This is a genomic window from Pseudomonas sp. OIL-1, assembly GCF_010669185.1.
In the GTDB taxonomy this organism is placed as follows: Bacteria; Pseudomonadota; Gammaproteobacteria; order Pseudomonadales; family Pseudomonadaceae; genus Halopseudomonas; species Halopseudomonas profundi.
The window spans coordinates 3,576,667-3,601,489 of sequence record NZ_CP048629.1; the positions used below are offsets into that span (position 1 = coordinate 3,576,667).

The 24,823-nt window shown below is 59.4% G+C and carries 23 protein-coding genes; 10 read left to right on the forward strand and 13 right to left on the reverse strand.

The genetic code is table 11. The features are described from left to right. Positions 1-45: 45 nt before the first annotated feature. Positions 46-663, reverse strand: coding sequence for a bifunctional phosphoserine phosphatase/homoserine phosphotransferase ThrH (gene thrH / locus G3M63_RS16565; protein WP_150299026.1), 618 nt, complete (start codon positions 661-663; stop codon positions 46-48). Positions 664-870: 207 nt separating this feature from the next. On the opposite strand from thrH, the gene G3M63_RS16570 reads away from it, so the two are divergent. Continuing rightward, positions 871-1,602 (forward strand): phosphoadenylyl-sulfate reductase, encoded by a 732-nt coding sequence (locus G3M63_RS16570; RefSeq protein WP_163983813.1) that lies wholly within the window; start codon positions 871-873, stop codon positions 1,600-1,602. A 353-nt stretch (positions 1,603-1,955) separates the two neighbouring features. Here the strand turns inward: G3M63_RS16570 and cysB are convergent, their stop codons facing one another. From cysB to G3M63_RS16585, 3 genes are all read right to left on the reverse strand, one after another. Next, entirely contained in the window at positions 1,956-2,930 is a 975-nt protein-coding gene (gene cysB, locus G3M63_RS16575; RefSeq protein WP_150299028.1) for an HTH-type transcriptional regulator CysB, read from the reverse strand. Between the two features lie 135 nt (positions 2,931-3,065). After that, complete coding sequence (locus G3M63_RS16580; RefSeq protein WP_163983814.1) at positions 3,066-3,971, reverse strand: 5'-nucleotidase; 906 nt, start codon at positions 3,969-3,971, stop codon at positions 3,066-3,068. Between the two features lie 18 nt (positions 3,972-3,989). After that, positions 3,990-4,940 carry a putative 2-dehydropantoate 2-reductase gene (locus tag G3M63_RS16585; RefSeq protein WP_163983815.1) on the reverse strand — a complete coding sequence of 317 codons (951 nt, stop codon included), beginning with the start codon at positions 4,938-4,940 and terminating at the stop codon, positions 3,990-3,992. Between the two features lie 264 nt (positions 4,941-5,204). Here G3M63_RS16585 and G3M63_RS16590 point away from each other — a divergent pair, with 264 nt between their 5' ends. Continuing rightward, on the forward strand, positions 5,205-6,281 hold the full coding sequence (locus G3M63_RS16590; RefSeq protein ID WP_150299031.1) for a 3-deoxy-7-phosphoheptulonate synthase: 1,077 nt from the start codon (positions 5,205-5,207) through the stop codon (positions 6,279-6,281). 91 nt (positions 6,282-6,372) lie between these two features. Here the strand turns inward: G3M63_RS16590 and G3M63_RS16595 are convergent, their stop codons facing one another. Next, positions 6,373-6,657, reverse strand: a complete 285-nt coding sequence (locus G3M63_RS16595; protein WP_150299032.1) for a GNAT family N-acetyltransferase — start codon at positions 6,655-6,657, stop codon at positions 6,373-6,375. A 143-nt stretch (positions 6,658-6,800) separates the two neighbouring features. Further along, the gene (locus G3M63_RS16600) at positions 6,801-8,186 is read right to left on the reverse strand and encodes a GntP family permease (RefSeq protein ID WP_163983816.1); all 1,386 of its coding nucleotides are present in this window, start codon (positions 8,184-8,186) and stop codon (positions 6,801-6,803) included. A gap of 448 nt (positions 8,187-8,634) precedes the next feature. On the opposite strand from G3M63_RS16600, the gene G3M63_RS16605 reads away from it, so the two are divergent. Beyond that, positions 8,635-8,895: an Lpp/OprI family alanine-zipper lipoprotein gene (locus tag G3M63_RS16605; RefSeq protein ID WP_150299034.1), complete on the forward strand. Its 261-nt coding sequence runs from the start codon at positions 8,635-8,637 to the stop codon at positions 8,893-8,895. A 54-nt stretch (positions 8,896-8,949) separates the two neighbouring features. On the opposite strand, the gene G3M63_RS16610 is transcribed toward G3M63_RS16605, so the two are convergent. The 3 genes from G3M63_RS16610 to G3M63_RS16620 form a co-directional block, all read right to left on the reverse strand. Beyond that, entirely contained in the window at positions 8,950-9,876 is a 927-nt protein-coding gene (locus tag G3M63_RS16610; protein ID WP_163983817.1) for a L,D-transpeptidase family protein, read from the reverse strand. Between the two features lie 4 nt (positions 9,877-9,880). Further along, entirely contained in the window at positions 9,881-10,315 is a 435-nt protein-coding gene (locus G3M63_RS16615; RefSeq protein ID WP_150299036.1) for a hypothetical protein, read from the reverse strand. 97 nt (positions 10,316-10,412) lie between these two features. Continuing rightward, entirely contained in the window at positions 10,413-11,033 is a 621-nt protein-coding gene (locus G3M63_RS16620) for an arylesterase (RefSeq protein ID WP_150299037.1), read from the reverse strand. Positions 11,034-11,045: 12 nt separating this feature from the next. On the opposite strand from G3M63_RS16620, the gene G3M63_RS16625 reads away from it, so the two are divergent. The 3 genes from G3M63_RS16625 to greB are packed head-to-tail and all read left to right on the forward strand — an operon-like array spanning position 11,046 to position 14,736. Further along, the gene (locus G3M63_RS16625) at positions 11,046-11,726 is read left to right on the forward strand and encodes an ABC transporter ATP-binding protein (protein WP_150299038.1); all 681 of its coding nucleotides are present in this window, start codon (positions 11,046-11,048) and stop codon (positions 11,724-11,726) included. Further along, on the forward strand, positions 11,723-14,224 hold the full coding sequence (locus G3M63_RS16630) for an ABC transporter permease (protein WP_163983818.1): 2,502 nt from the start codon (positions 11,723-11,725) through the stop codon (positions 14,222-14,224). The genes G3M63_RS16625 and G3M63_RS16630 overlap by 4 nt, the downstream gene beginning before the upstream one ends. Positions 14,225-14,226: 2 nt before the next feature. Next, positions 14,227-14,736 carry a transcription elongation factor GreB gene (gene greB, locus G3M63_RS16635; protein ID WP_163983819.1) on the forward strand — a complete coding sequence of 170 codons (510 nt, stop codon included), beginning with the start codon at positions 14,227-14,229 and terminating at the stop codon, positions 14,734-14,736. Positions 14,737-15,190: 454 nt separating this feature from the next. Here the strand turns inward: greB and G3M63_RS16640 are convergent, their stop codons facing one another. Continuing rightward, on the reverse strand, positions 15,191-16,123 hold the full coding sequence (locus G3M63_RS16640; protein WP_163983820.1) for a glutathione S-transferase family protein: 933 nt from the start codon (positions 16,121-16,123) through the stop codon (positions 15,191-15,193). Positions 16,124-16,266: 143 nt separating this feature from the next. On the opposite strand from G3M63_RS16640, the gene G3M63_RS16645 reads away from it, so the two are divergent. From G3M63_RS16645 to dacB, 3 genes are all read left to right on the forward strand, one after another. Further along, positions 16,267-17,976, forward strand: a complete 1,710-nt coding sequence (locus G3M63_RS16645; protein ID WP_150299042.1) for a DEAD/DEAH box helicase — start codon at positions 16,267-16,269, stop codon at positions 17,974-17,976. Positions 17,977-17,987: 11 nt separating this feature from the next. Then, positions 17,988-18,794, forward strand: coding sequence for a TatD family hydrolase (locus tag G3M63_RS16650; RefSeq protein ID WP_163983821.1), 807 nt, complete (start codon positions 17,988-17,990; stop codon positions 18,792-18,794). A gap of 119 nt (positions 18,795-18,913) precedes the next feature. Then, positions 18,914-20,386 carry a D-alanyl-D-alanine carboxypeptidase/D-alanyl-D-alanine-endopeptidase gene (dacB, locus tag G3M63_RS16655; RefSeq protein ID WP_163983822.1) on the forward strand — a complete coding sequence of 491 codons (1,473 nt, stop codon included), beginning with the start codon at positions 18,914-18,916 and terminating at the stop codon, positions 20,384-20,386. Positions 20,387-20,435: 49 nt separating this feature from the next. Here the strand turns inward: dacB and rlmKL are convergent, their stop codons facing one another. After that, positions 20,436-22,682, reverse strand: coding sequence for a bifunctional 23S rRNA (guanine(2069)-N(7))-methyltransferase RlmK/23S rRNA (guanine(2445)-N(2))-methyltransferase RlmL (gene rlmKL, locus G3M63_RS16660; protein WP_163983823.1), 2,247 nt, complete (start codon positions 22,680-22,682; stop codon positions 20,436-20,438). A 270-nt stretch (positions 22,683-22,952) separates the two neighbouring features. On the opposite strand from rlmKL, the gene rmf reads away from it, so the two are divergent. After that, a complete protein-coding gene (rmf, locus tag G3M63_RS16665; RefSeq protein ID WP_150299046.1) occupies positions 22,953-23,168 on the forward strand; it encodes a ribosome modulation factor in 216 nt (71 codons plus the stop codon). A 140-nt stretch (positions 23,169-23,308) separates the two neighbouring features. Here rmf and G3M63_RS16670 read toward each other — a convergent pair whose 3' ends face one another. Both G3M63_RS16670 and G3M63_RS16675 read right to left on the reverse strand, forming a co-directional pair. Next, on the reverse strand, positions 23,309-24,331 hold the full coding sequence (locus G3M63_RS16670) for a quinone-dependent dihydroorotate dehydrogenase (protein WP_150299047.1): 1,023 nt from the start codon (positions 24,329-24,331) through the stop codon (positions 23,309-23,311). A gap of 45 nt (positions 24,332-24,376) precedes the next feature. Then, positions 24,377-24,601: a DUF2835 domain-containing protein gene (locus G3M63_RS16675; RefSeq protein ID WP_150299048.1), complete on the reverse strand. Its 225-nt coding sequence runs from the start codon at positions 24,599-24,601 to the stop codon at positions 24,377-24,379. Positions 24,602-24,823: the final 222 nt, after the last annotated feature.

Here is a 24,823-nt window from a genome sequence, read left to right on the forward strand (position 1 = left end):
CATAGACGAGTCCGGACCCGGCCCCAGAGGCCCGCCAATCAGAGATTAAAGACTCAGCGAACGATTGGACGCCTTGATGAATTCCTTTTTCAGGTCTTCAAAGGTCTGCACAGCGGGGAACTGCGGGAACTCGGCAATCACATTATCCGGCGCATGGAAGAGAATGCCCGCATGGGCTTCTGCCAGCATGGTGGTGTCATTGTACGAGTCGCCGGCAGCTATGATGCGGTAATACAGGCTTTTCAGCGCAATGACCGACTGACGCTTGGGATCCTTCTGTCGCAATTGATAATCCACCACACGACCGGAGTCGTCTGTCACCAGCTTGTGGCACAGCAGCGTCGGGAAGCCCAACTGACGCATCAGCGGCTGCGAAAACTCATAAAAGGTGTCCGAGAGGATCACGACCTGGAAGCGTTCGCGCAGCCAGTCAACGAACTCGGCAGCCCCTTCGAGCGGCTGGAGCGTTGCGATCACTTCCTGGATGTCGGACAGTTTCAGTCCGTGTTCGTCCAGAATTCGCAGCCGCTGCTTCATGAGCACGTCGTAGTCGGGAATATCCCGTGTGGTCGCCCTGAGCTCGGCGATACCGGTTTTTTCAGCAAAGGCGATCCATATTTCCGGGACTAGAACACCCTCGAGATCAAGGCAAGCGATTTCCACACAGCACTCCTGGGACGTTGGGTAGTTGAATTGGCGCCACAATCTACCGCCAAGCGTGCCCCTGCGCAATGCCGAAGCAGCCTGGGTCGCTTACGCTTATAACCGTATAGCGTTAAAAATATAACCAAATACAAGGCGATGATCTAAGCGGGCTTTGTTAGACTTCCGCGAAACGGCAGATCGCCAATGCCGAGCCTGGAGAGCCTGATGCTAAACGAAACCTTCGACCCCATTGCGCTGGCAGACGAGTACGCCGGCAAGTCACCACAGCAGATACTGAAACTGGCTATCGATAGCTTTGATGATCTGTGGCTGTCATTCAGCGGCGCGGATGACATTGTCGTGCTGGATATGGCCTGGAAGATCAACCCTGACATCAAGGTCTTCACGCTGGACACTGGCCGTCTGCATGCCGAGACCTACCGGTTCCTTGAGCAGGTCCGCAAGCATTACGGCATTCAGCTTGAGGTGCTCTCCCCTGACCGGGACAAGCTGGACGCTTACGTGCGTGAGAAAGGCCTGTTCGATTTCTACGAAAGTGGTCATCAAGAGTGCTGTGGTATCCGCAAGATTGAACCGCTGCGCCGTAAACTTGCCGGTGTTGACGCCTGGATTACCGGTCAGCGCAAGGATCAGAGCCCGACACGTACTAACGTACCGGTTATCGAAGCAGACACCGGCTTCAGCGGACCGGGGCGCTCGCTGGTCAAATTCAATCCGCTGGCAAATTACAGCAGCGAAGACGTCTGGAATTACATCCGCATGCTGGAAATCCCTTACAACAGCCTGCACGAACGCGGCTTTGTCAGCATCGGCTGCGAGCCCTGCACCCGGCCAGTATTGCCGAACCAGCATGAGCGCGAAGGCCGCTGGTGGTGGGAAGAAGCCACGCAAAAGGAATGCGGGTTGCATGGTGGGAATCTGATTGCCAAGGGCTGATTTCGTCATAGCAGCTGGAAGCTGGAAGCTGGAAGCTGGAAGGGTGAGATTGGGGTTGATGGTAGGTTTCCACCGGAGCTAACCATCCCTGGGGGTGTAGCGCGCCTGCGCTACGCCAGATTCGCAGCAACTCCACATCGCTGTTACCTCATATAGGGTTCGCCGCAGCTCCGCATGGCCGGCTGGCTTGGTACGAGCTGGTGCTCGAACCTCCCAGCACCCCATGCCACGCGTCGTAGGTGGGAGGAGCTCTCCCAGATATTGCTCCTTCGCCGCACGAACGAACACAGAAAAACCAACCAACAACTCCGGCCTCACCCTTCTGGCCTCCAGCCTTAAGCTTCCAGCTTGTCTTAGCGCACCGGCAATTCAACATCCTGAAATAACTGCTCAACCTCGGCCTTGTTGGAACACTCCAGGGCCTGCTCCACGCGCTCGCGGGTCAGGTGCGGGGCGAAGGCTTCAATGAAGTCGTACATGAAGCCGCGCAGGAACGTCCCCTTGCGGAAGCCTATTTTGGTTACGCTGGATTCGAACAACTTGCTCGCATCAATGCGCACCAGATCCGCGTCCTGCTCGGTATCCACCGCCATACCAGCCAGGATACCCACCCCCAATCCAAGCCTGACATAGGTCTTGATCACATCGGCATCGGCCGCGGTGAAGATGACCTTCGCCTCCAGCCCCTTGTTACTGAACGCCTCGTCCAGCTTGGAGCGCCCGGTAAAGCCAAACACGTAAGTGACCAGCGGATACTCGGCCAGCGCTTCCAGGGTCAGCTCTCCGATATCTGCCAGTGGATGACCCTTGGGGACAATGACGCAGCGGTTCCAGCGATAGCAGGGCATCATCACCATATCCGAGAACAGTTCGAGTGCCTCGGTGGCAATGGCAAAGTCAGCCGTACCATTGACTGTCATCTCGCAGATCTGCACCGGCGTGCCCTGGTTCATATGCAAGGCGACATCGGGATAACGCTTGATGAAGCCGCTGATCACCGGCGGCAAGGCATAACGCGCCTGGGTGTGGGTGGTGGCGAGGGTCAAGGTGCCCTTGCGCTCGTTACTGAACTCCTGGGCAATCTGCTTGATGCTGTCGCATTTGCGCAGTATTTCTCCGGCCGTGGCGATGATACGCTCGCCTGCGGGCGTGACGCGGGTGAGATGCTTGCCGCTGCGGGAAAACACTTCCACGCCAAGCTCATCCTCGAGCAGACGTATCTGCTTGCTGATGCCTGGCTGCGAGGTGTAAAGACTCTGAGCCGTTGCGGAAACATTGAGGTCGTGGTGAGCCACTTCCCAGATGTAACGCAATTGTTGCAGTTTCATGGTATCCCCTGTCCCGTTACGCGCCGCACCGCCGCAGCTTTATAACCATCTTAGCGGGTTTTGATCTCAGGTTAGACCATATGTTGCTGACAGGTTCGGCAAGTCGGGACGAACGGAGACACCGTTGGTCGGGGTTCAGCGCTTCGGATTGCTTATCCCGTGGGGTACATGGCCTGTCAGAACAGAACTGACCGCCTTGCGGCAATGGCCTTCCTGGTCATCAAAGAACAGATCGGCACCAAAGGCACGCAGAAAATGCGTCTTGTCCAGACCACCCAGAAATAATGATTCGTCCAGACGGATATCCCATTCGCGCAGCGTGCGGATCACCCGCTCGTGGGCCGGCGCACTGCGTGCGGTGAATAACGCAGTGCGGATCGGGCAATCTGTAGTAGCAAATTCGGTCTGAATGCGATTCAGCGCTGCCAGAAAGGGCTTGAACGGCCCGCCACCGAGTGGCTGGCGCGCAGCCGCGAGCTCGCTGGCCTGAAACGCAGCCAGGCCTTCACGTTGAAATACCTGCTCGGATTCATCAGAGAACAGCACCGCATCACCGTCAAAGGCGATGCGCAATTCATTACCGGTTTCACGGCGAATACCAGAGGGCAGAATGGTTGCAGCGGCGAAACCTGCTTCCAGCGTGCTGCGCACATCCTCGGCATGGGTGGAAAGAAACAGGTGACAGCCAAAAGCCGGAATATAGGTGTAGGGGCTGCGTCCGCCGGCAAAGGCGGCCCGGGTGATATCCAGCTGGTAATGCTGGATGGAGTTAAAGATGCGCAACCCCGTATCAGCGCTGTTGCGTGACAGCAAGACGACTTCGACCCGGGTATCGCCTTCCAGCAAGGTATTGATGCGTAGCAGCTTCTCGACCAGACCAAAGGCCTCCCCCCGTTCCAGCGGAGTATCCTCCCGGGCAATCTGGTATTGCCGATAGGCTTCCAGGCCTTCCTGCTCGTAGACCCGGTGACTCTCATCCAGATCGAACAAAGCCCGAGAGGAAATCGCTATCACCAATTTGTCGCCGAGCAGGGCCGCCATCAGTTCGTTCCGGTTGTGTCAGTCTTCAAGATAGCCAGCCTGGATGAATTCAAGCATGGCCAGCAGGGCTTCAGTCCTAGGCATGCTGATACCCACTTCGGCCGCTATGCGCAGAGGCTCACCGTACATGAGGTCGAGCTCCATGGGGCGCTTGTGCAGCCAGTCATGGTACATGCTGGCGTGGTAATCGGGCATCTTGGATGTTCCGTAAAGCAGCTTGTCAGGGAAATCCCCGGGGATTTCGCAGCCGCAGGCGCCAGCCACCGCGACAACCTCGGACATCATGTCGCGTATCAGCTTGTGGCTGGATGGATTCCCTAGCAGATCACGGGTCCCGGCATTCAGCACCACGTGCATTCCGTTGAATGGCAGGTTCCAGACCAGCTTGTGCCAGCGCGCCGCATCCACGTTTTCCATCTCGCGTGATTTTACGCCGGAGCTTTTGAACAGCTCGGCGGCTTCGCTGATTATCGCTGCGGCCGCGGCCTCATCGGCGGGGCCGGAATGGTAGCCGAGGTCAATCTGGCCATTGAATTGATGGTTGATCACGCCCGGCTCTTCGCGGAACAGGCACACGTAGCACATGCCGCCGATGAGATGGATATTGTCGGGCAGCATGGGGCGCAGCAGGCTTTCGTTGTTCAAGCCATTCTGCAGCAGGATGACCTTGGCGCCGTCAGCCGCGGCCTGCGCGATAATCGGCGCAAGCTCTTCATTTGCCGTGGCCTTGGCGCCGATCAACAGCCAATCGCAGGCGGGCATCTCGGCAACGTCGCGATACGCCTGAACCGGATCAAGCGTCATGTCACCGTGAACCATGCTGTGTACAGTAATGCCCTTCTCGACGACCGCCTGGTACTCACTGCGCAGCAGAAAATGCACGTCATGACCGCCCCTGGCGAGCATCAAGCCATAAAAGCCTCCAATCGCTCCGGTGCCGATGATGCCGATACGCGGTTTGTTCTGCATAAGAATCCTCTGAGCTCCACTGTCTGGGGTTGGTAAGCATATCCGAGATGACCATGATAGGGGCACCGACCGCGGAAAACAGTCATGCGGGCGACAAAGGTCCGTCGGAAAAGGTTTATCATAGGCGCCGTAGCTGATTGACACCCTTTATCGAAGCGATGCAACGACGCGGGGTAGCCGGCAAAGGCTACGTTGATTAAGCTGACGCACATTCTTTGCAAGGCTGTCCGGTTGACAGTCTCTATGACATGTTCAGGAAGGAAGATGGCCGACTTACCTATTGATGACTTATACGTTGCTTCGAACGAAGTACTGATCACGCCTGCCGACCTCAAGGCCAAGATCCCCTTGACCGAAGCCGCGCAGAAAACCGTTGTGGAAAGCCGCCAGGTGATCCGTGACATCCTCGACGGCAAGGACCATAGACTGTTCATCGTCATCGGGCCCTGCTCGATTCATGATGTCGACGCCGCGAAGGACTATGCCCGACGCCTGAAGGAATTGGCAGAGGAAGTCGGCGACACCCTGTATCTGGTCATGCGCGTCTATTTCGAGAAGCCACGCACCACTGTTGGCTGGAAAGGCCTGATCAACGACCCCTACCTCGACGACAGCTTCAAGATCGAGGATGGTTTGCACATCGGCCGGCAGCTGTTGCGCGACCTCACCGAGATGGGCCTGCCTACCGCTACCGAAGCACTCGACCCGATTTCTCCCCAGTACCTTCAGGATCTGATTTCCTGGTCAGCTATTGGCGCGCGCACCACCGAGTCCCAGACCCACCGGGAAATGTCCTCTGGCCTGTCCTGTGCCGTCGGCTTCAAGAACGGTACCGATGGTGGCCTGGCTGTTGCCATTAATGCATTGCAATCGGTATCCAGCCCGCACCGCTTCCTGGGCATCAATCAGGCCGGGGAATGCTCGATCGTTACGACCAAGGGCAACCAGTACGGTCATGTCGTGCTGCGTGGCGGCAATGGCAAACCCAACTACGATTCGGTCAGCGTGGCGCTGTGCGAGCAGGAACTGGAGAAAGCCGGTGTCCCGACCAACATCATGATCGATTGCAGCCATGCCAACTCGAACAAGGATCCGGGACTGCAGCCGCTGGTAATGGAGAACGTCGCCAACCAGATCCTTGAAGGCAACAATTCGATTATCGGGCTGATGGTGGAGAGCCATATCAACTGGGGTAACCAGTCGATTCCGCCCGATCTGGCAGACCTGAAGTACGGCGTGTCGGTCACCGATGCCTGTATTGACTGGGATACCACGGTCAAAAGCATTCGCAACATGCACCACAAGCTGAAGGATGTTCTGCCTGAACGCCAGCGTGGCTAAGCTCTGACGGGCCAGGGGCCTGAAACATCCAGCGCACTGAAGAAACAAAAAAACCCGCCGGCAAGGCGGGTTTTTTATGACAGCATACGCATCAGCCAGTATCCGATTTTCCGACCGCCTGGCGCTCCATATAGCGTTCAACATAGGAGCATGAAGGGATCACCTCGTAACCGCGTATACGTGCGTACTGTAGAGCATGCTCGGTCAGTTGCGCGGCGACGCCCTGCCCGCGCAGGGAATCGGGCACGAACGTACGATAGATATCCAGCGTTTGCTTGCCCAGATCCATGTACGCCAGATAGGCACGCGCGCCGTTGACGATGGTGTAGAACTGCTGGCGCTCCGGGTCGTGCACGATGCGGTTGTCAGTGCTCATTATTATTGGTCTCCTGGCGGGTGGACGTACAGCCGCGAATAACAAATGACATTTTACTGACGGAAAAATTCATCCGAAACGCCATTTTGACGTCAAAAGTACCGGTTTAGACGTCTCGGAGCAACCACCTGTTTTAACATGCCCTACCCCATTCCAAGCAGCATCAGTAAGCCGATCGCCGACAGGCAGGCTATTACCGGGATCGCTACGGTCACGACAAACATATCCTTGTAGGCTTCCTTGTGTGACAACCCCATGATGACAAAAGTGGCAATCACCGCTCCACAATGTGGCAGCGAGTCGAAGCCACCGGATGCAATCGCAGCGATACGATGCAGTATCTCAGGCTGAATGCCCATTTCCAGATAGTGCGGCGCCAGCGTCTGCATGAATATCTGCAACCCGCCAGTGGACGAGCCGACGATGCCGGAGACCACGCTGGCAGAGGCAAACACGGACAGCAGTGGCGGAAGGTCCGCGCCAAGAATCCACTGGGCGAACTCACCGAAACCCGCAGTCTGGGTAACTACTCCACCGAAACCGATCACCGCTGCAGTGTTGAACAGCGGCATGATCGAGTCCTCAGCGCCCTGGCCGAAGACTTGAGCGATCTTGCGACGCATGCTCGGGAACAGCACGATGCACACCAGCGAACCAATGATCAACGCCATACTTGGCCAGATGATGGGCTGGGCCTGGCTGAAGCGCAGGGCTTCGGCAAACCAGCTTTCACTCTCCGACCAGTCTGCCATGCCGATCAACAGGCGCGGCAGCATGATGACACCCAGCACAACGACCATCGGCACCAGCGCCAGGTGCCACGGCGGCGCATCATTCGGATCGCCGATCAGCTGCTCCATACGGCGATCCTGAGCGTTCTCCACGAAGCCCTCTCCATTGGCGCGGGCAACCTTCCAGCCGCGCTCGACATACCACATACCCAATCCAGCCATGATCAGCGCAGCAAAAATACCGATCCAGCCGCCGGCAAACAGGTCCGTGCCCAGCGAACTGGCGGAAATGACATTGTGGATCGACGGAGTACCCGGCAGCGCCGTCATGGTGAAGGTGCCCGCACCAACAGAGGTAGCTGCAGCCCAGAGGCGTTTTGGCAGATTGGCTTCACGCATCAGCGTGATACCCAGCGGGTACATGGTGAACACCACGACGAATACCACCACGCCGCCGTAGGTCAGCAGCGCACAGACAATCATCCCCACCAGTAAGGTGTGCCTGGTGCCCAGGCTGCGGGTGATGGCCAGCGCAATGCTCTTGGCCGCCTGGCTGGTCGCCATCGCCTTGCCGAAGATGGCGCCGCAGAGGAACAGCAGAAAGAACCGCCCGGCAAAAGTGAAGGCCCCGAGCTGTCCGGCGGGATAATGCTCCAGAAGGGTCCTGGGGATCAGCATGCCATTGGTCACGGCAACGACCAGCGAACAGACAATCGATGCGATAAAGATATTGACGCCGCGCAGTGCCATGAAAATCAACAGGCCCAGACCGAGGAGAAGACCGAAATTACCCAGCATGAACATTCCTTGGTTGTATTATTCTGGCCGCCACGATAACCGGCATCACGATACGGAACACTGATTATTCACGCGGCTGAACTGCAGTTATAAGTGCCTAGGGTCTGCTCCCGTTTCATCGCGAGCCGCGTTGCTGTTTCAAATGACGCCAGGCCAGGCGCGGGACGCAGGCAATGGTTGCTCCCTTGCCAAGTCTCGCAACGCCGCATGGCGTCATTTGAAACGCAACCCGAAGGGACAGGGCCCGTTTAGCGCAGCACTGCGTTACTCGTCGCTCATTTGGAACAACCAAACTTCGCTCTTCGCGCCTTGCTCTGCACCAAACGGGCCTCCGTCGCGGCCGCGATGAAGCGGGAACAGACCCTAATGCTCTGGATCAATGGAACTTAGCTGTGATCTGCTAGAATCACTGGCGAAGTAAGGAACCAACTCAAACGAGGGTAAAAATATGAAATCAGTACTCACCATCTCCGCCGTAGCATTGTCCGCCCTGCTGGCAACCGGTTGCGCCAGCAACAACAAACAGTACGAAGAAACCTCTTCGCGCCTGTCCCAGAACGAAAGCTCGGTGAACCGTGCCCAGGCACGCGCCGATGAAGCCTATGCCAAGGCCGAAGAAGCTCTGACCGCTGCCCAACGTGCCCAGCAGACAGCAGACGAAGCGAACGAACGCGCGCTGCGGATGCTTGATCGTACCAGCCGCAAGTAAGCGTCAGCGCTTCGGTGGCAGGCCCGGTCCGGACCTGCCACTGCCACTGCCTGGCTAATTCAACGCCGTTCCGATCACCCTCGGAATACCTTCCTCTGCGTACACGGCATCCCGGATGGCGGTCCAGTCCAGCCGGTAGTTGCGCACCATCTCAGCACGTTCATCAAGCAGGCCCTGAATCGCACCTTGACGGTCCAGTGCCGACGGCAGACCGTGCTCGTCGAGCGGCGTATGGACTTCAAGCAGCAACTCTCCGTCTCGCTCACCCAGCTTGAACGGCTGGTTGATGATGCGGACCTCGGTGTTCAGCGCAACCTGGGGGAACAACTGAGTGATATCTTCGTTGCGCATCCGGAAGCAACCATGACTGACGCGCATGCCTATGCCGTAGTTCTTGTTGGTACCATGAATGACATAACCGCTCATCGCCAGATTCATCTTGAACGGACCCATTGGATTGTCCGGCCCTGGCGGCACCACCTCCGGTAGAAAGTCCCCCTCGGCGGCGTGTTCCTCCCGGATCGATTTGGGCGGGTACCATGACGGGTTGGCCTGTTTGCGCGCGACACGGGTTTCGCCTATCGGCGACGACCAGCCTTCGCGACCGATGCCCACCGGGTAGGTCACGACTTTTCCACCCTCAGGAGGATAAAAATACAGTCTGTACTCGGGCAGGTTAACGACGATGCCTTCCCGCGGCGCAGCGGGAAGCACGTGCAGGCCAGGCATGATCACATCCTGTCCTTCGCCGGGTAGCCAGGGATCAATGCCCGGATTAGCCGCTATCAGTTCAAGCTGACCGAACCCGTGCTCGTCGCCCAGCGCAGCGAAGGTATCTTCGTAGCGCGTAGCCACCTCATACACCGACCCGATCAATGTCTGCTCCGGTGCCGTAAGCGGATATTCGGCGGCTTGCGCACCGCTGTTGCCCAGACAGGCGATCAGCGTGGCGCAAGCTAATATTCTGGAGGACGCTCCCATCGCTTCAGGCTCCAGACGCCGCGTAGAGTTCGAACTGGCCGGTCTCGAACGGTCCGCTGGGCTTGCGTGCGGCCGAAGGGCGCTTGCCGCCACGCATGCTGTGCGCCAGCGCCACGCAATCAGGGCACAAGCCTTTCAGCAATGTCCTGCTCAACTCCCGGTAGGCCGGCCGCGACGGTAGCAGATCACCGCACAGGGTGCGTTCACGTGGCACGTCCAGGCGCATATTGATATCTACCAGATGCTGATGCCAGGGATCACTCACAAACAGGTCGCGTTGCTCGTCCTGCTCAACCACGCACCAGCGTCTGGCCATCCACGACAGCGACACTCCGCCCCGCGCAATCATTGGCAGATCCGCCATGCAGACAGCACAGAGCACAGGCCAGAGGACCCTTCCGGCGATACGCCACATTGCCTTGCCTGCTGTCCATTCCACATCACCAAACTGCTCTCCTCGTGCCGTGCGCCGTACTGATTAGGGATTCGATCTCGACAGGACAACGATCAACGTCGTCCTTGTTTACCGCCGTATGCTACTGCTGGTCCAGCCAGGCCTTGATCAATGGCCAGGCATTCTCCAGCAATGTCGGCTGCGCCTTGGCAGTCGGGTGAATTCTATCCGATTGCATCAGATCCGCTACCTCGGCGACGTCAGCCAGGAAAAATGGCATCAGCGGGATATTCTGCTCGCCCTGTATGTCAGCAAACACCTGCTCGAAGGCACGGGTGTAGCGTACGCCGTAGTTGGGTGGGATGCGCATACCGAGCAGCACCACGTCCGCACCTGCATCGCGCGCCTTGCTCACCATTGCGGAAAGGTTCTGTTTCATTTGCGTGGGTGGCAATCCACGCAGACCATCGTTGCCGCCCAGCTCAATCACCACCAGCTCGGGCTGATGTTTATCGAGCAGCGCCGGTAAACGGGCGTGACCGCCGGCCGTGGTGTCACCGCTGACCGAGGCATTGACCACCTGATGCGGATAGCCTTGCTCGCGGAGGCGCTCCTGCAGGAGCGCGACCCAGCCTTGCTCGATTTCCAGACCGAAAGCGGCACTGATACTATCGCCGACAATCAGTATGTTCTGGGCCGCCGCTGCAGGGAATGCAAGCAGACAAAACAGGCAGGTAGCCAGGCATCTCTTCAGAAACTTCATAAGGCATCCACCATGTCCGAAAGCGTGATAATCGCCCGTCACCTTAGCAAAGTCGTCCGTAGCTCGGAAGCAGAGCTGACCATTCTCGACGACCTCAGCTTGAGTATTGAACGCGGCAGCAGTGTGGCGATTGTCGGTGCCTCCGGCTCGGGCAAATCCACCCTCCTCAGCCTCCTCGCCGGACTGGATCTGCCAACGACGGGCGAGGTGACGCTGGCCGGCCAGGCGCTGGGCTCCCTCGATGAAGACCAACGGGCCGCGCTGCGCGCGCAACATGTCGGTTTTGTATTCCAGTCCTTCCAGCTGCTGGCCAGCCTGACCGCCCTGGAGAACGTCATGCTGCCGCTGGAACTGCATGGTCGCAAGGACGCACGCGAGCGCGCTGCTCAACTGCTCGACCGGGTAGGTCTGGGTCAGCGGACCACACATTACCCAAACCAGCTGTCCGGTGGCGAACAACAACGGGTGGCGATAGCCCGGGCATTCGCCAGCGAGCCCGACATCCTGTTTGCGGACGAGCCGACCGGCAACCTCGATGCCGGTACCGGTCAGCGTATTACGGATCTCCTTTTTCAGCTTAACCACGAACAGGGCGCGACGCTGGTGATGGTCACCCACGACCAGCGCCTGGCAGAACGCTGCGAATCGGCACTGCAACTGGAGGCCGGCCGTCTGCTGGAGCCGGTGGCATGAACGGCCACAGCATCCCGCTGGCAACCCGCTTGCTCGCCCGCGAATGGCGAGCTGGCGAATTGCGCGTGCTGATTCTGGCACTGGTCATAGCGGTACTGGTAAGCACGGCGATCAGCTTTTTTACCGACCGACTGCAACGCGGCATGGTCAGTCGCGCCGCGGAGTTCCTTGGGGCGGACATGGTAGTGTCCTCACGCGCGCCCTTGCCCGACGCTTTCCTCCAGCAGGCGCAGCAGCTTGGCCTTGAGCACATTGACATCGTCGAGTTCGCCAGCGTCACGGCGAGCGAGAACGAGATGCAGCTGTCCAGCATCAAGGCGGTCGGCCCCGGCTACCCGTTGCGCGGGCAGGTGCGCATCAGCGATGAGCTGTTTGGTGCTGAACGCGTGCCTGACGGCATTCCAACACCCGGTGAGGTATGGATAGAAGCACGCCTGCTGACCATCCTCGGCCTGGAGCCGGGCGACACGCTGGAGGTCGGCTACAGCGATCTGCGTATCGGCGCGTTACTGACCCATGAACCGGATCGCGCGGGTGATTTTTACAGCCTCAACCCGCGCGTACTGATGAACCTCGAGGACCTGGAGGCCACGCGGGTCATCCAGCCGGGCAGTCGGGAGCGCTACCGTTTGTTACTCAGCGGGAGCGAAGCAGCGCAGTCTGCCTACCGCCAATGGGTAACGCCGCGCCTGGAGGCCAATCAACGACTGACCACGGTCGGCGACGATAACCGGCGCATCGGTAATGCGCTGGACCGTGCCAGTCAGTTCCTTGGCATCGCCAGCATAGCCGCCGTGGTCCTCGCCGGCGTAGCAGTCGCCTTGTCGGCCAGCCGTTTCGCCACCCGACATTTCGACACCAGCGCCCTGCTCCGCTCCATGGGTGCGAGCCGGCGCCGCGTCATGACTATCTTCACCATCCAGCTGGCCGTTATCGGTCTGTTCGCCACGCTGATCGGCTTGGCGCTGGGTTGGCTGATGCAATGGGGATTGGTGCTGGTACTGCGTGATCTGTTACCGCCCAACCTGCCTGGCGTGGGCCTGAAGCCCCTGATGGTTGGCGCAGCCACTGGCCTGATTGGCCTGGCTGGCTTTGCTTTGCCGCCCCTGCTACGCCTCGGCCAGGTTGCCCCGTTGCGCGTTCTGCGACGCGATCTCGCGCCCTTGCCCAGCAGTGCCTGGCTGATTTACGGCCTGGCATTTGGCGCGCTGACCATTCTGATGTGGCAATTCACCGGCAATCTGCAGATTACCCTCGCGGTGGTTTTCGGTGGTGCTGTCGCGGCACTGCTGCTCGGCCTGCTCGCCTGGCTACTGCTGCGCCTGATCGGCCAGCGGCTACGCCACGCCAGCCTGGCGTGGCGCCTGGGCACCGGCCAACTGCTCAAGCAGCCCACGGTTGCTGCCGGGCAGGTTCTGGCGTTCGGCCTGATCATGATGTCCATGGTGGTCATCCTCATTCTGCGTACCGAACTGCTTGATGCCTGGCAGGCTCAGTTGCCTGATGATGCGCCCAATCATTTCGCCATGAATATCCTGCCCGACGAAGAACAGGGCTTCCGCGCGAAGCTGGATGAAATCGGCGCGGTTGCCGCCCCGCTATACCCCATCACCCCGGGGCGGCTGACCGAGATCAACGGGGAGCCGGTTCGCCAGCGGGTCACCAAGGAAACCCAGGCCGAGCGCGCAATCAATCGTGATCTGAGTTTGACCTGGTCGGCAGAATTACCGACGGACAACGACCTGCGTGAGGGACAGTGGTGGAATCAGCTGCCGCAGGACGGCACGCCCAGAGTCTCGATCGAGGCGGAACTGGCGGACAATCTTGGCGTTGGCCTCGGTGATGTGTTGACCTTTGTCATCGCAGGCATGGTCATCGAGACGCCGGTTACCAGCATCCGTGAAGTCGAGTGGGATAATTTCACGCCGAACTTCTTCATGATCTTTTCCCCCGGCACGCTCGACGATGCACCCGCCACGCTACTGACCAGTTTCAGCCTGCCCACCGAGCGCCGCGAAGACCTGCGCGAACTGGTGCGAGCATTTCCGGCGATGACATTGCTTGAGGTCGAAGCCATCCTGCAGCAGATCCGCGACATCCTTTCGCAGGTCACGCTGGCGGTGGAATATGTGTTGATATTCGTATTGCTGGCCGGCTTTACCGTGCTCTTTGCGTCCTTGCAGGCAACGCTGGATACGCGACTGTATGAAGGGGCGCTGTTGCGCACACTGGGCGCCCGCAAATCATTGCTGCGGCAGGCCAACCGTCTGGAATTCGCCCTGCTCGGAGCCTTGTCCGGGTTACTGGCGATTGCCGCAGCCGAGTTCATCACCCTGCTGCTGTACCGCTTTGCGCTGGATCTGGAATGGCGCCCCCACTGGCTACTGTGGCTATTGGTTCCGTTGGCCGGTGCACTATTGATCGGCATGGCCGGCGCTCTCGGTACCCGAGCAGTGGTCAATCAAAGTCCCATGCGTCTGATCAATCAGGGAAGCTGAACATGAGCCGTTATCGCCCACCACGCTCCGCCGGAACGCCACTGATCACCGCTGCCGGTGCCCAGCGTCTGCGTGACGAATTGCATGAGCTATGGCACGTCCAGCGCCCGGCTGTTACCCAATCCGTCAGCGAGGCAGCGGCCCAGGGTGATCGTTCCGAGAACGCAGAGTATACGTACGGGAAAAAGATGCTGCGGCAGATCGACAGCCGCGTGCGCTTCCTGCGGCGCCGATTGGAAAACCTCAAAGTCGTCGACCAACCGCCAGCTGACCGCAACAAGGTGTTTTTCGGCGCGACGGTTGAGCTGGAGGATGAGGATGGTGAAGCGCAGACCGTGCGTATCGTCGGGCCCGACGAAATCGAACCCAGACTGCAGCACATCAGCATCGACAGCCCCATGGCCCGGGCGCTGTTAGGCAAGACCCTGGACGATGAAGTAGTAGTGCGCGCCCCCTCCGGCGAACGCAGCTACTACATCATCGCCATTGAATATCCGGGGTTGGACGCCTAAGGCTGGAAGCTGGAAGGGTGAGGTTGGGGTTGTTGGTTGGTTTCTTTGCGCTTGTTCGGACGACGAAACGCAGCATCTGTCGAGTAGCGGGACTCCCTGGGAGGTTCGAGCACCAGCTCGTACCAAAGCTAGCCGGCAACACGCAATAGCGTTTTCCCAACGCGCTTGCCTGCGGCATGAGCTGCGATGGAATTCTCATCCAGTTCGACGGAGTTTGGCGTTGCTGCGAATTTGGCGTAGCGCAGGCGCGCTACACCCCCAGGGTTAGCTCCGGGGCGATCCACCACCCGAGCGCGGCGCACTGCTGTGCATCAAACATGGGCGCAATGAGGGCCGGAGTACTGAGATCCTGCCCTTTCGTCGCCCAAACAAGCACAAAATAGCGAAGCAACAACACCGTCCTCGCCCTTCCAGCCTCTAGCCTCACCCTTCCAGCTTTAAGCCAGCAGCTTCGTCAACCCCGCCCGTGCGGAGCCGTCAGATCCAGCCCGTCCCCCAGCGGGACGATACGGGTCGGATTGATCGTTGCGTGACTGTAGTAGTAATGCTGCTTGATATGTACCAGATTCACCGTGTCCGCGATGCCGGGCATCTGGTAAAGCTCTCGAACGAAGCCTGTGATGTTCGGATAGTCTTCAATGCGCCGGATGTTGCATTTGAAATGGCCGTGGTACACCGGATCGAAGCGTACCAGCGTGGTAAACAGCCGCCAGTCTGCTTCTGTGAGCTGATCGCCAGCAAGATACCGCCGCTCGCTGAGTAGATTCTCGACCCAGTCCAGCGCCTCGAACAGCTCGGTGCATTCCCGCGCGTACACGTCCTGGCTGGTGGCGAACCCGGCTTTGTAAACGCCGTTGTTGATATTGTCGTAGACCCGCTGGTTGATCGCATCGATTTCGCTTCGCAGCGATTCGGGGTAGTAGTCATCGGTATTGCCGGTCAGCTCGTTGAAAGCACTATTGAAGATGCGAATGATCTCCGCCGACTCGTTATTCACGATGGTCTCTTCGCGCTTATCCCACAGCACCGGCACCGTGACCCGCCCCGTATAGTCGGATTTCGCTCGCGTATACAGCTGGTAATGACGGGTGAAACCATACAACGGTTCCGGCGGATCGTAGGTCCAGCCCTGCTCGAGCATGGGCGGCTCGACCCAGGTGAGATCGATATGCGGCTCCAGACCCTTCAGTTTGCGCATGATCAGGGTGCGATGCGCCCACGGGCACGCCAGCGAAACGTACAGGTGATAACGCCCCGACTCAGGTGCAAACCGACCGCCCGTCTCGACGCTGTTGCGGAACCCTGCGTCCTCACGTACAAAGGCTCCGCCGGTGCTCTTGGTGTCATACCACTCATCGTGCCAGGTACCCTCCACGAGGCGCCCCATATCCCATCCTCCTGTCTGTCGTGCGGCTTTCCAGCCTGACAGCTGCCAGGCGCGATGACCAGTTTCGAAAAAACGTTGCGGCAAAAACCCTGCAGTGCGCGTATACTATTCGATCTAATTATTCCCCAAGGTTCACTTCAAGTATGTCCGATACCGCTCCGGCGGCACCGCAGTTCGCCGATCTTGGCTTGCCTGCACCGCTCCTTGAGGCTCTTGCCAGCCTCGGTTATGAAACACCCTCACCGATCCAAGCCGAGGCCATTCCTACCCTTCTGGCAGGCGATGACCTGCTGGGTCTGGCCCAGACTGGTACCGGCAAGACCGCAGCTTTCGCGCTGCCGGTACTGGCCGGTATAGACGTCAGCATGCGTGCGACTCAGGCACTGGTGCTTACACCAACCCGCGAGCTGGCCTTGCAGGTCGCTGAAGCACTGCAACGGTACGCGCAGAACATGCGTGGATTCTCGGTTCTGGCGTTGTATGGCGGATCCGCCTTTGCTCCCCAGTTCAAGGCTCTGGAGCGCGGTGTTCACGTCGTCGTTGCCACACCTGGTCGTCTGACCGACCACATGCGTCGCGGCAGCATCAAGTTCGACAACATGCGCTTTCTGGTTCTCGACGAAGCCGACGAAATGCTCAAGATGGGCTTCGCCGACGATCTGGACGCCGTCTTCGAGAAAGTCCCTGCGACGACGCAGAAGGCCTTGTTCTCCGCCACCATGCCGGCTGGTGTACGCACCGTTGCGCGCAAACACATGCGCGAGCCCAAGGAAATTCGCCTGCATAGTGGCAAGAGCAGCAGCCTGGACACCATCACCCAGAAAGTCTGGGAAGTGTCCAATCATCACAAACTGGACGCCATGACCCGCCTGCTCGAAGTCGAGCCGGTCGAAGCCATGATCGTCTTCGTGCGCACCAAGACCGCCAGCATGGAATTGGCCGAGCGGCTGGAAGCACGTGGATTTGCCGCAGCCGCGCTGAATGGCGATCTGAGCCAGCAGCTCCGCGAGCAGGTTGTTGACCGTCTCAAGCGTGGTTTGCTCGACATCGTTGTTGCGACTGATGTTGCCGCGCGTGGTCTGGACGTTGACCGCATCACCCACGTTCTCAACTACGATCTGCCCCACGACAGCGAATCCTACGTTCACCGTATCGGTCGCACCGGCCGTGCAGGTCGTACCGGGACAGCAATCCTCTTCGCCACCCCGCGTGAGCGTCGCTTGCTGCACCTGCTGGAAAAGGCTACCGGTCAGAAGATCGAGCCGCAGCAGCTGCCAAGTGCCGATGCTGTGCGTACCGGTCGCCTGAGCAAGCTCGCCGGGCGTTTGAACGTTGCGCGTGAAAACACCGGCGCGTTGCAGCAACAGCTGGTCAATGACCTGCTTGAGCTGACCAACATGGAACCGCAGGAACTGGCTGCCAGCCTGCTGGCGATTCTGCCTAGCGCAAAAACGCTGGTTGAGCCCGTCGCTGACCTCCCCGCAGCGCCGCCGCGCCGCGAAAGCAGCGATGATCGTGATAGCGGTCTGATCCGCTACAAGGTACAAGGCGGTCGCTCCAACGGTCTGATGCCCAAGCCGCTGGTCGACGCTCTGGTTCGCCATGCGCGCCTGCAGCGTGGGCAGATTGGCCACATCAAGATGTTTACCGAGCACACCGGTGTGTATCTGCCGCCGCTGGATGACGCAACACTGGCCAAGCTCGCGAACGTCGAGATCAACGGCGTTGCGCTGCAAATCCGCGCCTGGCCGCTCCCGCCCGGTGAAACTGACCGGCCGCCACGTAGCAGCCGCCCTCCGCGCAAGGACTTCCCCAGCAAGCCCCGCGCGCCTCGGCCGCCACGTAGCGCCTGATAGCCTTGCCCATGGAATGGATCGATATCGGCGTCAATCTCACTGACGCCGCTTTTGATAAGGACCGTGAGGCAGTGCTGGACCGGGCCTGTGAAGCAGGCGTCAGCCAGATGGTGCTGACGTCCACTTCGCTGGATAGCTGTCCGGCTACCCAGGCGCTTTGCGCCCAGGCTCCTGGTCAACTGTTCTGCACCGCCGGCGTTCATCCCCATGAAGCCCGCCACTGGCATACCGCCCAGGCATCCGATCTTCGTTCGCTGGCCGCGGCCGAAAGCGTCAAGGCGATCGGCGAATGTGGCCTGGATTTCAACCGCGACTTCTCCCCCCGACCGCTCCAGCTCAAAGCACTGGAAGATCAATTAAGTCTGGCAGCCGAACTGGGCTATCCGGTATTTCTGCATGAACGCGATGCCAGCCAGACCTTGATAGAACTGCTCGCCGACTATCGCGACCGTTTGCCCGCCGCGGTGGTGCATTGCTTCGCGGCCGATAAACAGGCGCTGTATCGCTATCTGGACATGGACCTGCATATCGGTATCACCGGCTGGATCTGTGATGAGCGACGCGGCACCCATCTGCGTCCGTTGATGCAGGACATTCCGGCCGGAAGACTGATGCTGGAAACCGACGCGCCCTGGCTCCTGCCTCGAACCTTGTCGCCCAGGCCGAAAAATCGACGCAACGAGCCAGCCTATTTGCCGTGGGTAGCCGACATGGTTGCGCAGTGTCGTGAAGAAAGCCTTGAAACCCTCAGCGAACATACCTGCGCTACCGCCCGAATCTTTTTCAATCTGCCGCCTGGCTCGATCCCTCACTAGTACCGCTACCGCTAGTCGCACAGACCTTGGCGTAGCTGAAAATCCAAGCAATGATGGGAACTTACACGAGCCTGTTCAGGCTCAACCTGCATTCAGGCCGTAAGCGGAGTTCTCCGGTCATGTCACCCTTTTTCCAGTTCACATTTCGTAGTCTGATCCCAGCCCTTGCACTGGCAATGGTGGCTGCGCCGATCAGCGCCGAAGACGTCGGCAAGCTACCCGCCAAAGTCAGCTCAGCCCTCGCGTCAGCCCGCGTTCCTGCCAGCGCGTTTTCGCTGGCGGTGATTCCCCTTGAAGGCCAGGGCATGTCCCAGTTCGTCAACGCAGATCAGGCATTCAATCCTGCCTCGACCATGAAGCTGGTCACCACCTACGCTGCGCTTGAAATTCTTGGTCCGACCTACCAGTGGCGTGCCGGCCTGTATGGAACGGGTCAGGTACGCGACGGCATTCTGCATGGTGATCTGGTGTTTGATACCGATGGCGATCCCAAGCTGACCATGGATCGCGTATGGGTGATGTTGCGTGAATTGCGCGCCAAGGGCGTGCGCGAGATCAAGGGTGACCTGGTGCTCAAACCCGGCGATCTGTTGCTGCCACTGGGCGCTGCACCTTTTGTTGACGACGGCAATGACCCCAGCCGGCCGTTTCTGGTTGAACCTGATCCGCTACTGACCAACCTCAAACTGTTTACGCTGAGTACCTTTGCCGAAGGCGACAAGACACGTGTGCATCTGGATCCCGCGCTACCAGAAGTGAAAATAGATAATCAGGTCAAAACGCTCCCTGCAGTGAAGTCCTGCCCCTGGCCCAACGTTGCCTATTCAGTGAAGGACAATGGCAGACAGGCGCACGTTACGCTCACCGGCGCACTGCACGAGGGCTGCTCGACACAGCGTTATCTCTCTGCACTGAATGCACAGACCTATACCGGAAGCCTGGTGCGAACCCTTTGGCAGGAAATGGGTGGCCAGATCCATGGCACGACCCGGCTCGGCGAAGTGCCGCCCAAGGCTCGCCGTCTGGCCACAAGTGTCTCACCCGATCTGGTCTCGGTAGTGCGTGACATCAACAAGTTCAGCAACAACACCATGGCGCGCCAGCTGTTTCTGACCATCGGCCGGGAAAACCGCAGCGCTAACGATGTGGATGACTTCCAGGCGGCCAATCGCACTATCATGTCCTGGCTGGCCGAGAAGAATATCGAGCCCAACGGGCTGGTTCTGGATAACGGATCGGGGCTGTCGCGGATTGAACGCATGAGCGCTCGGGATATGGCGCAGCTTCTGGAGCAAGCGTGGAAAAGCCCCTATGCCGCAGAATTCATCGCCTCGATGCCACTGGCAGCCATGGACGGGACCATGCGCAAGCGTTTGCGCAACACGCCGGTTGCTGGCCAGGCGCATATCAAAACGGGCGCGTTGAACAGCGTGCGCGCAATCGCCGGGATCACCCGGGACGCCAATGGACAGAGTTGGGCAGTCACTGCCTTCGTCAACCACGCCACCGCCGGCGCCAGCCGCCAGGCGCTTGATCTGGTGCTACAGGATGTTCACCGCCGCGCACCAACCGATATCGCTGCCAGCCAGTGATTCAATGATCGGGGCTAACCCGCCCCGATCCAGTTCGTTCAGGGCTCGTTCAGCGGGTGATGCGCCAGGTCCGGTGAATGCGGGTATTGCGCTGAAAATCCCGATCAAGCGTTGCCGCCGAGATATCTTCCACCTTGTAGCTGGCCTCCAATGAGGGCGCCATGCGGAAGCGTCGGAAGTTGTTCGAGAAATACAGCGTACCGCCGGGCGCTAGCCGGGCCATGGCCATGTCGATCAGGTGCACGTGGTCGCGCTGGATATCGAAAACATCCTCCATCCGCTTGGAATTGGAGAAGGTCGGCGGGTCAACAAAGATCAGATCATATTCGCCCTCGGCTGCCTCCAGCCATTCCATCACATCGGCCTGGACCAGTTCATGCAGGTCCGACAGCCCGTTCAGCGACAGATTGCGTCTGGCCCAGTCCAGATAGGTCCGCGAAAGGTCAACGCTGGTGGTCTTGCGCGCGCCAGCGACTGCCGCATGCACTGTGGCACTGGCGGTATAGCAGAACAGGTTAAGGAAGCGCTTGCCCTGTGCCTCCTGCGCGAGCCGCAAACGCAGCGGCCGGTGGTCCAGAAACAGTCCGGTATCCAGATAATCGGTCAGATTGACCAAAAGTTTGACCTGCCCTTCTCGCACCGTCATGAACTCGCCGCGCCGATCCATGCGCTGATACTGTTGTTTACCCGCCTGTTTCAGGCGCTGCTTGAGCACCACCCGGTCCGCGGGAATGCCGAGGGTATCTGGCAGCGCGACCAACACATCCTGCAAGCGGGCCTGAGCCTTCGCTTCGCTGATGCTCGCCGGCGCTGCATATTCCTGCACATGTGCCCAGCCGTCGTAGAGGTCAATCGCAACAGCGAATTCGGGCATATCAGCGTCGTACACGCGATAGCAGGAAATATCCTGCTGGCGTGCCCATTTGCCGAGGACCTTGAGATTCTTCTTCAGGCGATTGGCAAACATTTGCGCCGATTCGCTGAGCCGCGCCGCTACCGGCGCAGAAGATGAAGGCGCTGCCGGAGTATCTGTCCGGGCACCCGTTGATGCCGGTTGCGGAGCCGCGACTGCCTGTCTCTGCTCGGCCCTGTCATTACTACGGACCGGGCTATCGCCCGTGACAAAGCGCTCCGGAACCAGATCCATCAGCAAGAGCTTGCAGGGGATCGCCCCGTTCAGCAGCGAGTACTGCTTATGGCTGCGGATGCCCATCCGTTTGCCTAGGTCAGGGTTGCCGGTAAAGATCGCAGCCTGCCAGCCCGGACACTGCTGACGCAGCACCTCGCCGAGTTTCTGGTACAGATACACCAGGCTCGCCGCCTCGCCCAGACGCTCGCCGTAGGGCGGATTGCACACCACCAAACCTTTTTGGCCACGATCCGGTGCTGGCGCAAAGGTGGCCAGCTCACCCTGATAGACCTTTACCCATTCGCTCAATCCGGCGCGCTGAATGTTGTTGCGCAGCGGTTGCAGCATACGCGGGTCGGCCTCGTAACCCCGAATCCAGAGTGGCGGTTGAGCCAGCCCGACCGTTGCTCGCTGCTGTGCCTGCTCAAGCACCGGTTGCCATTGCTCGGGCTCGTGCTGCAGCCAGTTACTGAACCCCCACTGCTTGCGTTGAAGGTTCGGCGCAACATCAGCGGCCATCAGCGCCGCCTCGATCAGGAAGGTACCTGAGCCACACATCGGGTCGGCCAGCGCGGCGCCTTCGGCTGCCAGTGCCGGCCAGCCAGCGCGCAGCAGAATCGCCGCAGCCAGGTTTTCCTTGAGTGGCGCTGCGCCCTGCTGCAGGCGGTAGCCGCGCTGATGCAGGCTCTGTCCGGACAGATCGATCGCCAATTGGGCTTCGTTGCTGCGGCAGAACACATTGATGCGAAGATCAGGGTTGATCTTGTCCACCGATGGCCGGGTCCCATCCGCCTGACGCAGCACATCAACCACCGCATCCTTGACCTTCAACGACCCAAAGTGGGTGTTGTCCACCCCCGGCAGAATACCCGTGAAGTCGACCGCCAGACTGTCGTCGGCACGCATATGACTGGCCCAGTCGATGCGCGCCACGCCGTCGTAGAGGTCCTGTACATCGCTGACAGCAAAGCGGTCGAGGACCAGCAATACCCGGTTCGCCAGACGCGACCACAGGCAGATGCGGTAGCCCAGCGTTAAATCACCGCTGACACTGACACCCGCTACGGTCTCCTTGGGATTCCCGGCGCCCATCGCCAGCAGTTCGTCCAGAAGCAGGCCTTCGAGGCCCTTCGGACAGGTAACAAAAAATTCAACAGTGGAACGCATCTAATTGATTTCCAGATCGTGTTTCGATTGAGCGCGATGTCGCAGGATTATCACGCCTAAGTAACAATATATTCATGCCATTTTGATATTTGGACAGGCCGCTCTGGTTAGGGTACAACAGAGCAATCGCTTATGTGTTGCAAGCTGCAGAACATGCAGCCGGGCCTGACAGGCGGCGGCGCATGGGTACCGGGGCATTTTCCCTGGTACCAACCGCCCGCCTCGCTGGTTGCGAGGCGGGTATGTCATATCAAGTGAGGGTTCTACCTTATGAGAAGACTGAAGCGTGATCCCGTGGAAAGAGCATTCCTCCGCGGGTACCAGAATGGTGTTCATGGCAAGTCCCAAGATTCATGCCCCTTCAATAGCGTCGCCGCACGCCAGAACTGGATTAACGGTTGGCGGGAGGGCCGTGCCGATCACTGGGCCGGCTTTACGGGCATATCCGGCGTGCATCGCCTGAATGAAATGCGCGCCGTAGGTTAATTTCCTGAAGTAAGTGCGATTTCTCCAGAGGCGCTCTCCCCAAGCGCCGGGCCTTGAAGGCCCAACCGGCCCCTGCAGTGCGGGGGCCAACCAGACGGCAACCTTCCCCTGTTTAGCCACTCGTACCCGTTATCAACTGATCAGGTTCGGATAGCTGCAATCGCGTCAGCGCATTCGCGAATCAGCTCGGGTCCGCGATAAATAAACCCACTGTAAAGCTGCACCAGGCTGGCACCCGCCTTGATCTTGTCCGCTGCATCCGCCCCACACAGGATCCCCCCGGCGCCGATGATCGGCAGGCGTCCGCTGAGCGTAGAGGCCAGCACCCGGATGACTTCCGTTGATGCTTCGGTCAAGGGACCACCGGACAGACCGCCCGCTTCCTCGGCATGTTTCAGACCTTCCACGGCGCCACGTTCGAGCGTGGTGTTGGTAGCGATGACCGCGTCCATGCCCTGGTCCACCAGCGTTTGCCCGACCATCGCCAGCTCTTCAGGGTTCATGTCCGGGGCAATCTTGATCGCCACCGGCACGTAACGCCCGTGTTGCTGGCTCAACTGCAGCTGGCAGGTTTTGATCTGTTCCAGCAGTACCTTGAGCGTGTCGCCGAATTGCAGGGTACGCAGACCGGGCGTATTGGGTGAGGACAGGTTCACTGTTACATAGCCCGCACGGCTGTATACCTTGCGCAGACACAACAGGTAATCATCTACCGCACGCTCAACCGGCGTGAACACGTTCTTGCCGATATTGATACCCAGCACGCCCTGGTAGCGCACCCTGGCAAGCCGTTCGAGCAAGGCATCAACCCCGTTGTTATTGAAGCCCATGCGGTTGATGATCGCGTTACGTTCCGGCAAGCGAAACAGCCGTGGCCGCGGGTTGCCGGGTTGTGGCAGAGGCGTCACCGTCCCTACTTCGATGAACCCGAAGCCCAGACCTGCCAGACCGTCAACAGCGACACCGTTCTTGTCCAGCCCTGCTGCCAGCCCGACGGGGTTATCAAAAATCCGCCCCATGACTTCCACTGGCTGCCGGCCTACCGGCTGCGCCAGATGCTTCTCCAGTCCAAGCCGCCCGGCGGCACCGATCATGTCCAGGGCAAGTTCATGGGAGGTTTCGGCGGGCAGGCGAAACAGCAGGGAGCGCAACGTGGGATACATGAAGTCAGGCCTTGGTGGAAAATGTCGGTGCGAGAGTATACCGGCTCAGGGAGCTATGCGCTCAAGCGACAGCAATTGCCCGTCTGCGGTAAAGGTCATTCGGAAGCTGCCGTAAATGCCCTCGTGCGTCAGAAACCGCCGTAGGTGATGGGCCGGCAGGCTGATGCGCCGACCGTCCCGGCTGAGCATCGTGACCCGCCTGGCGGTTCCCCGATACCATTCGAGAAAACGCTCGGCGGGCAACGACAGATCAAAAATCAACTGCTGCATGGCTCTCCTTGCTAGGGTCTGTTGCCGTTTCATCGCGAGCCGCGTTGCCGTGTCAAATGGCGCCAGGCAAGGCGCGGGACGCAGGTAATGGTTGTTCCCTTGCCAAATCTCGCAACGCCGCATGGCGTCATTTGCCACGCAACCCGAAGGGACGGGGTCCGCTTAACGCAGCACTGCGTTACTCGTCACTCATTTGGAACAACCAAACTTCGTTTCTCGCGC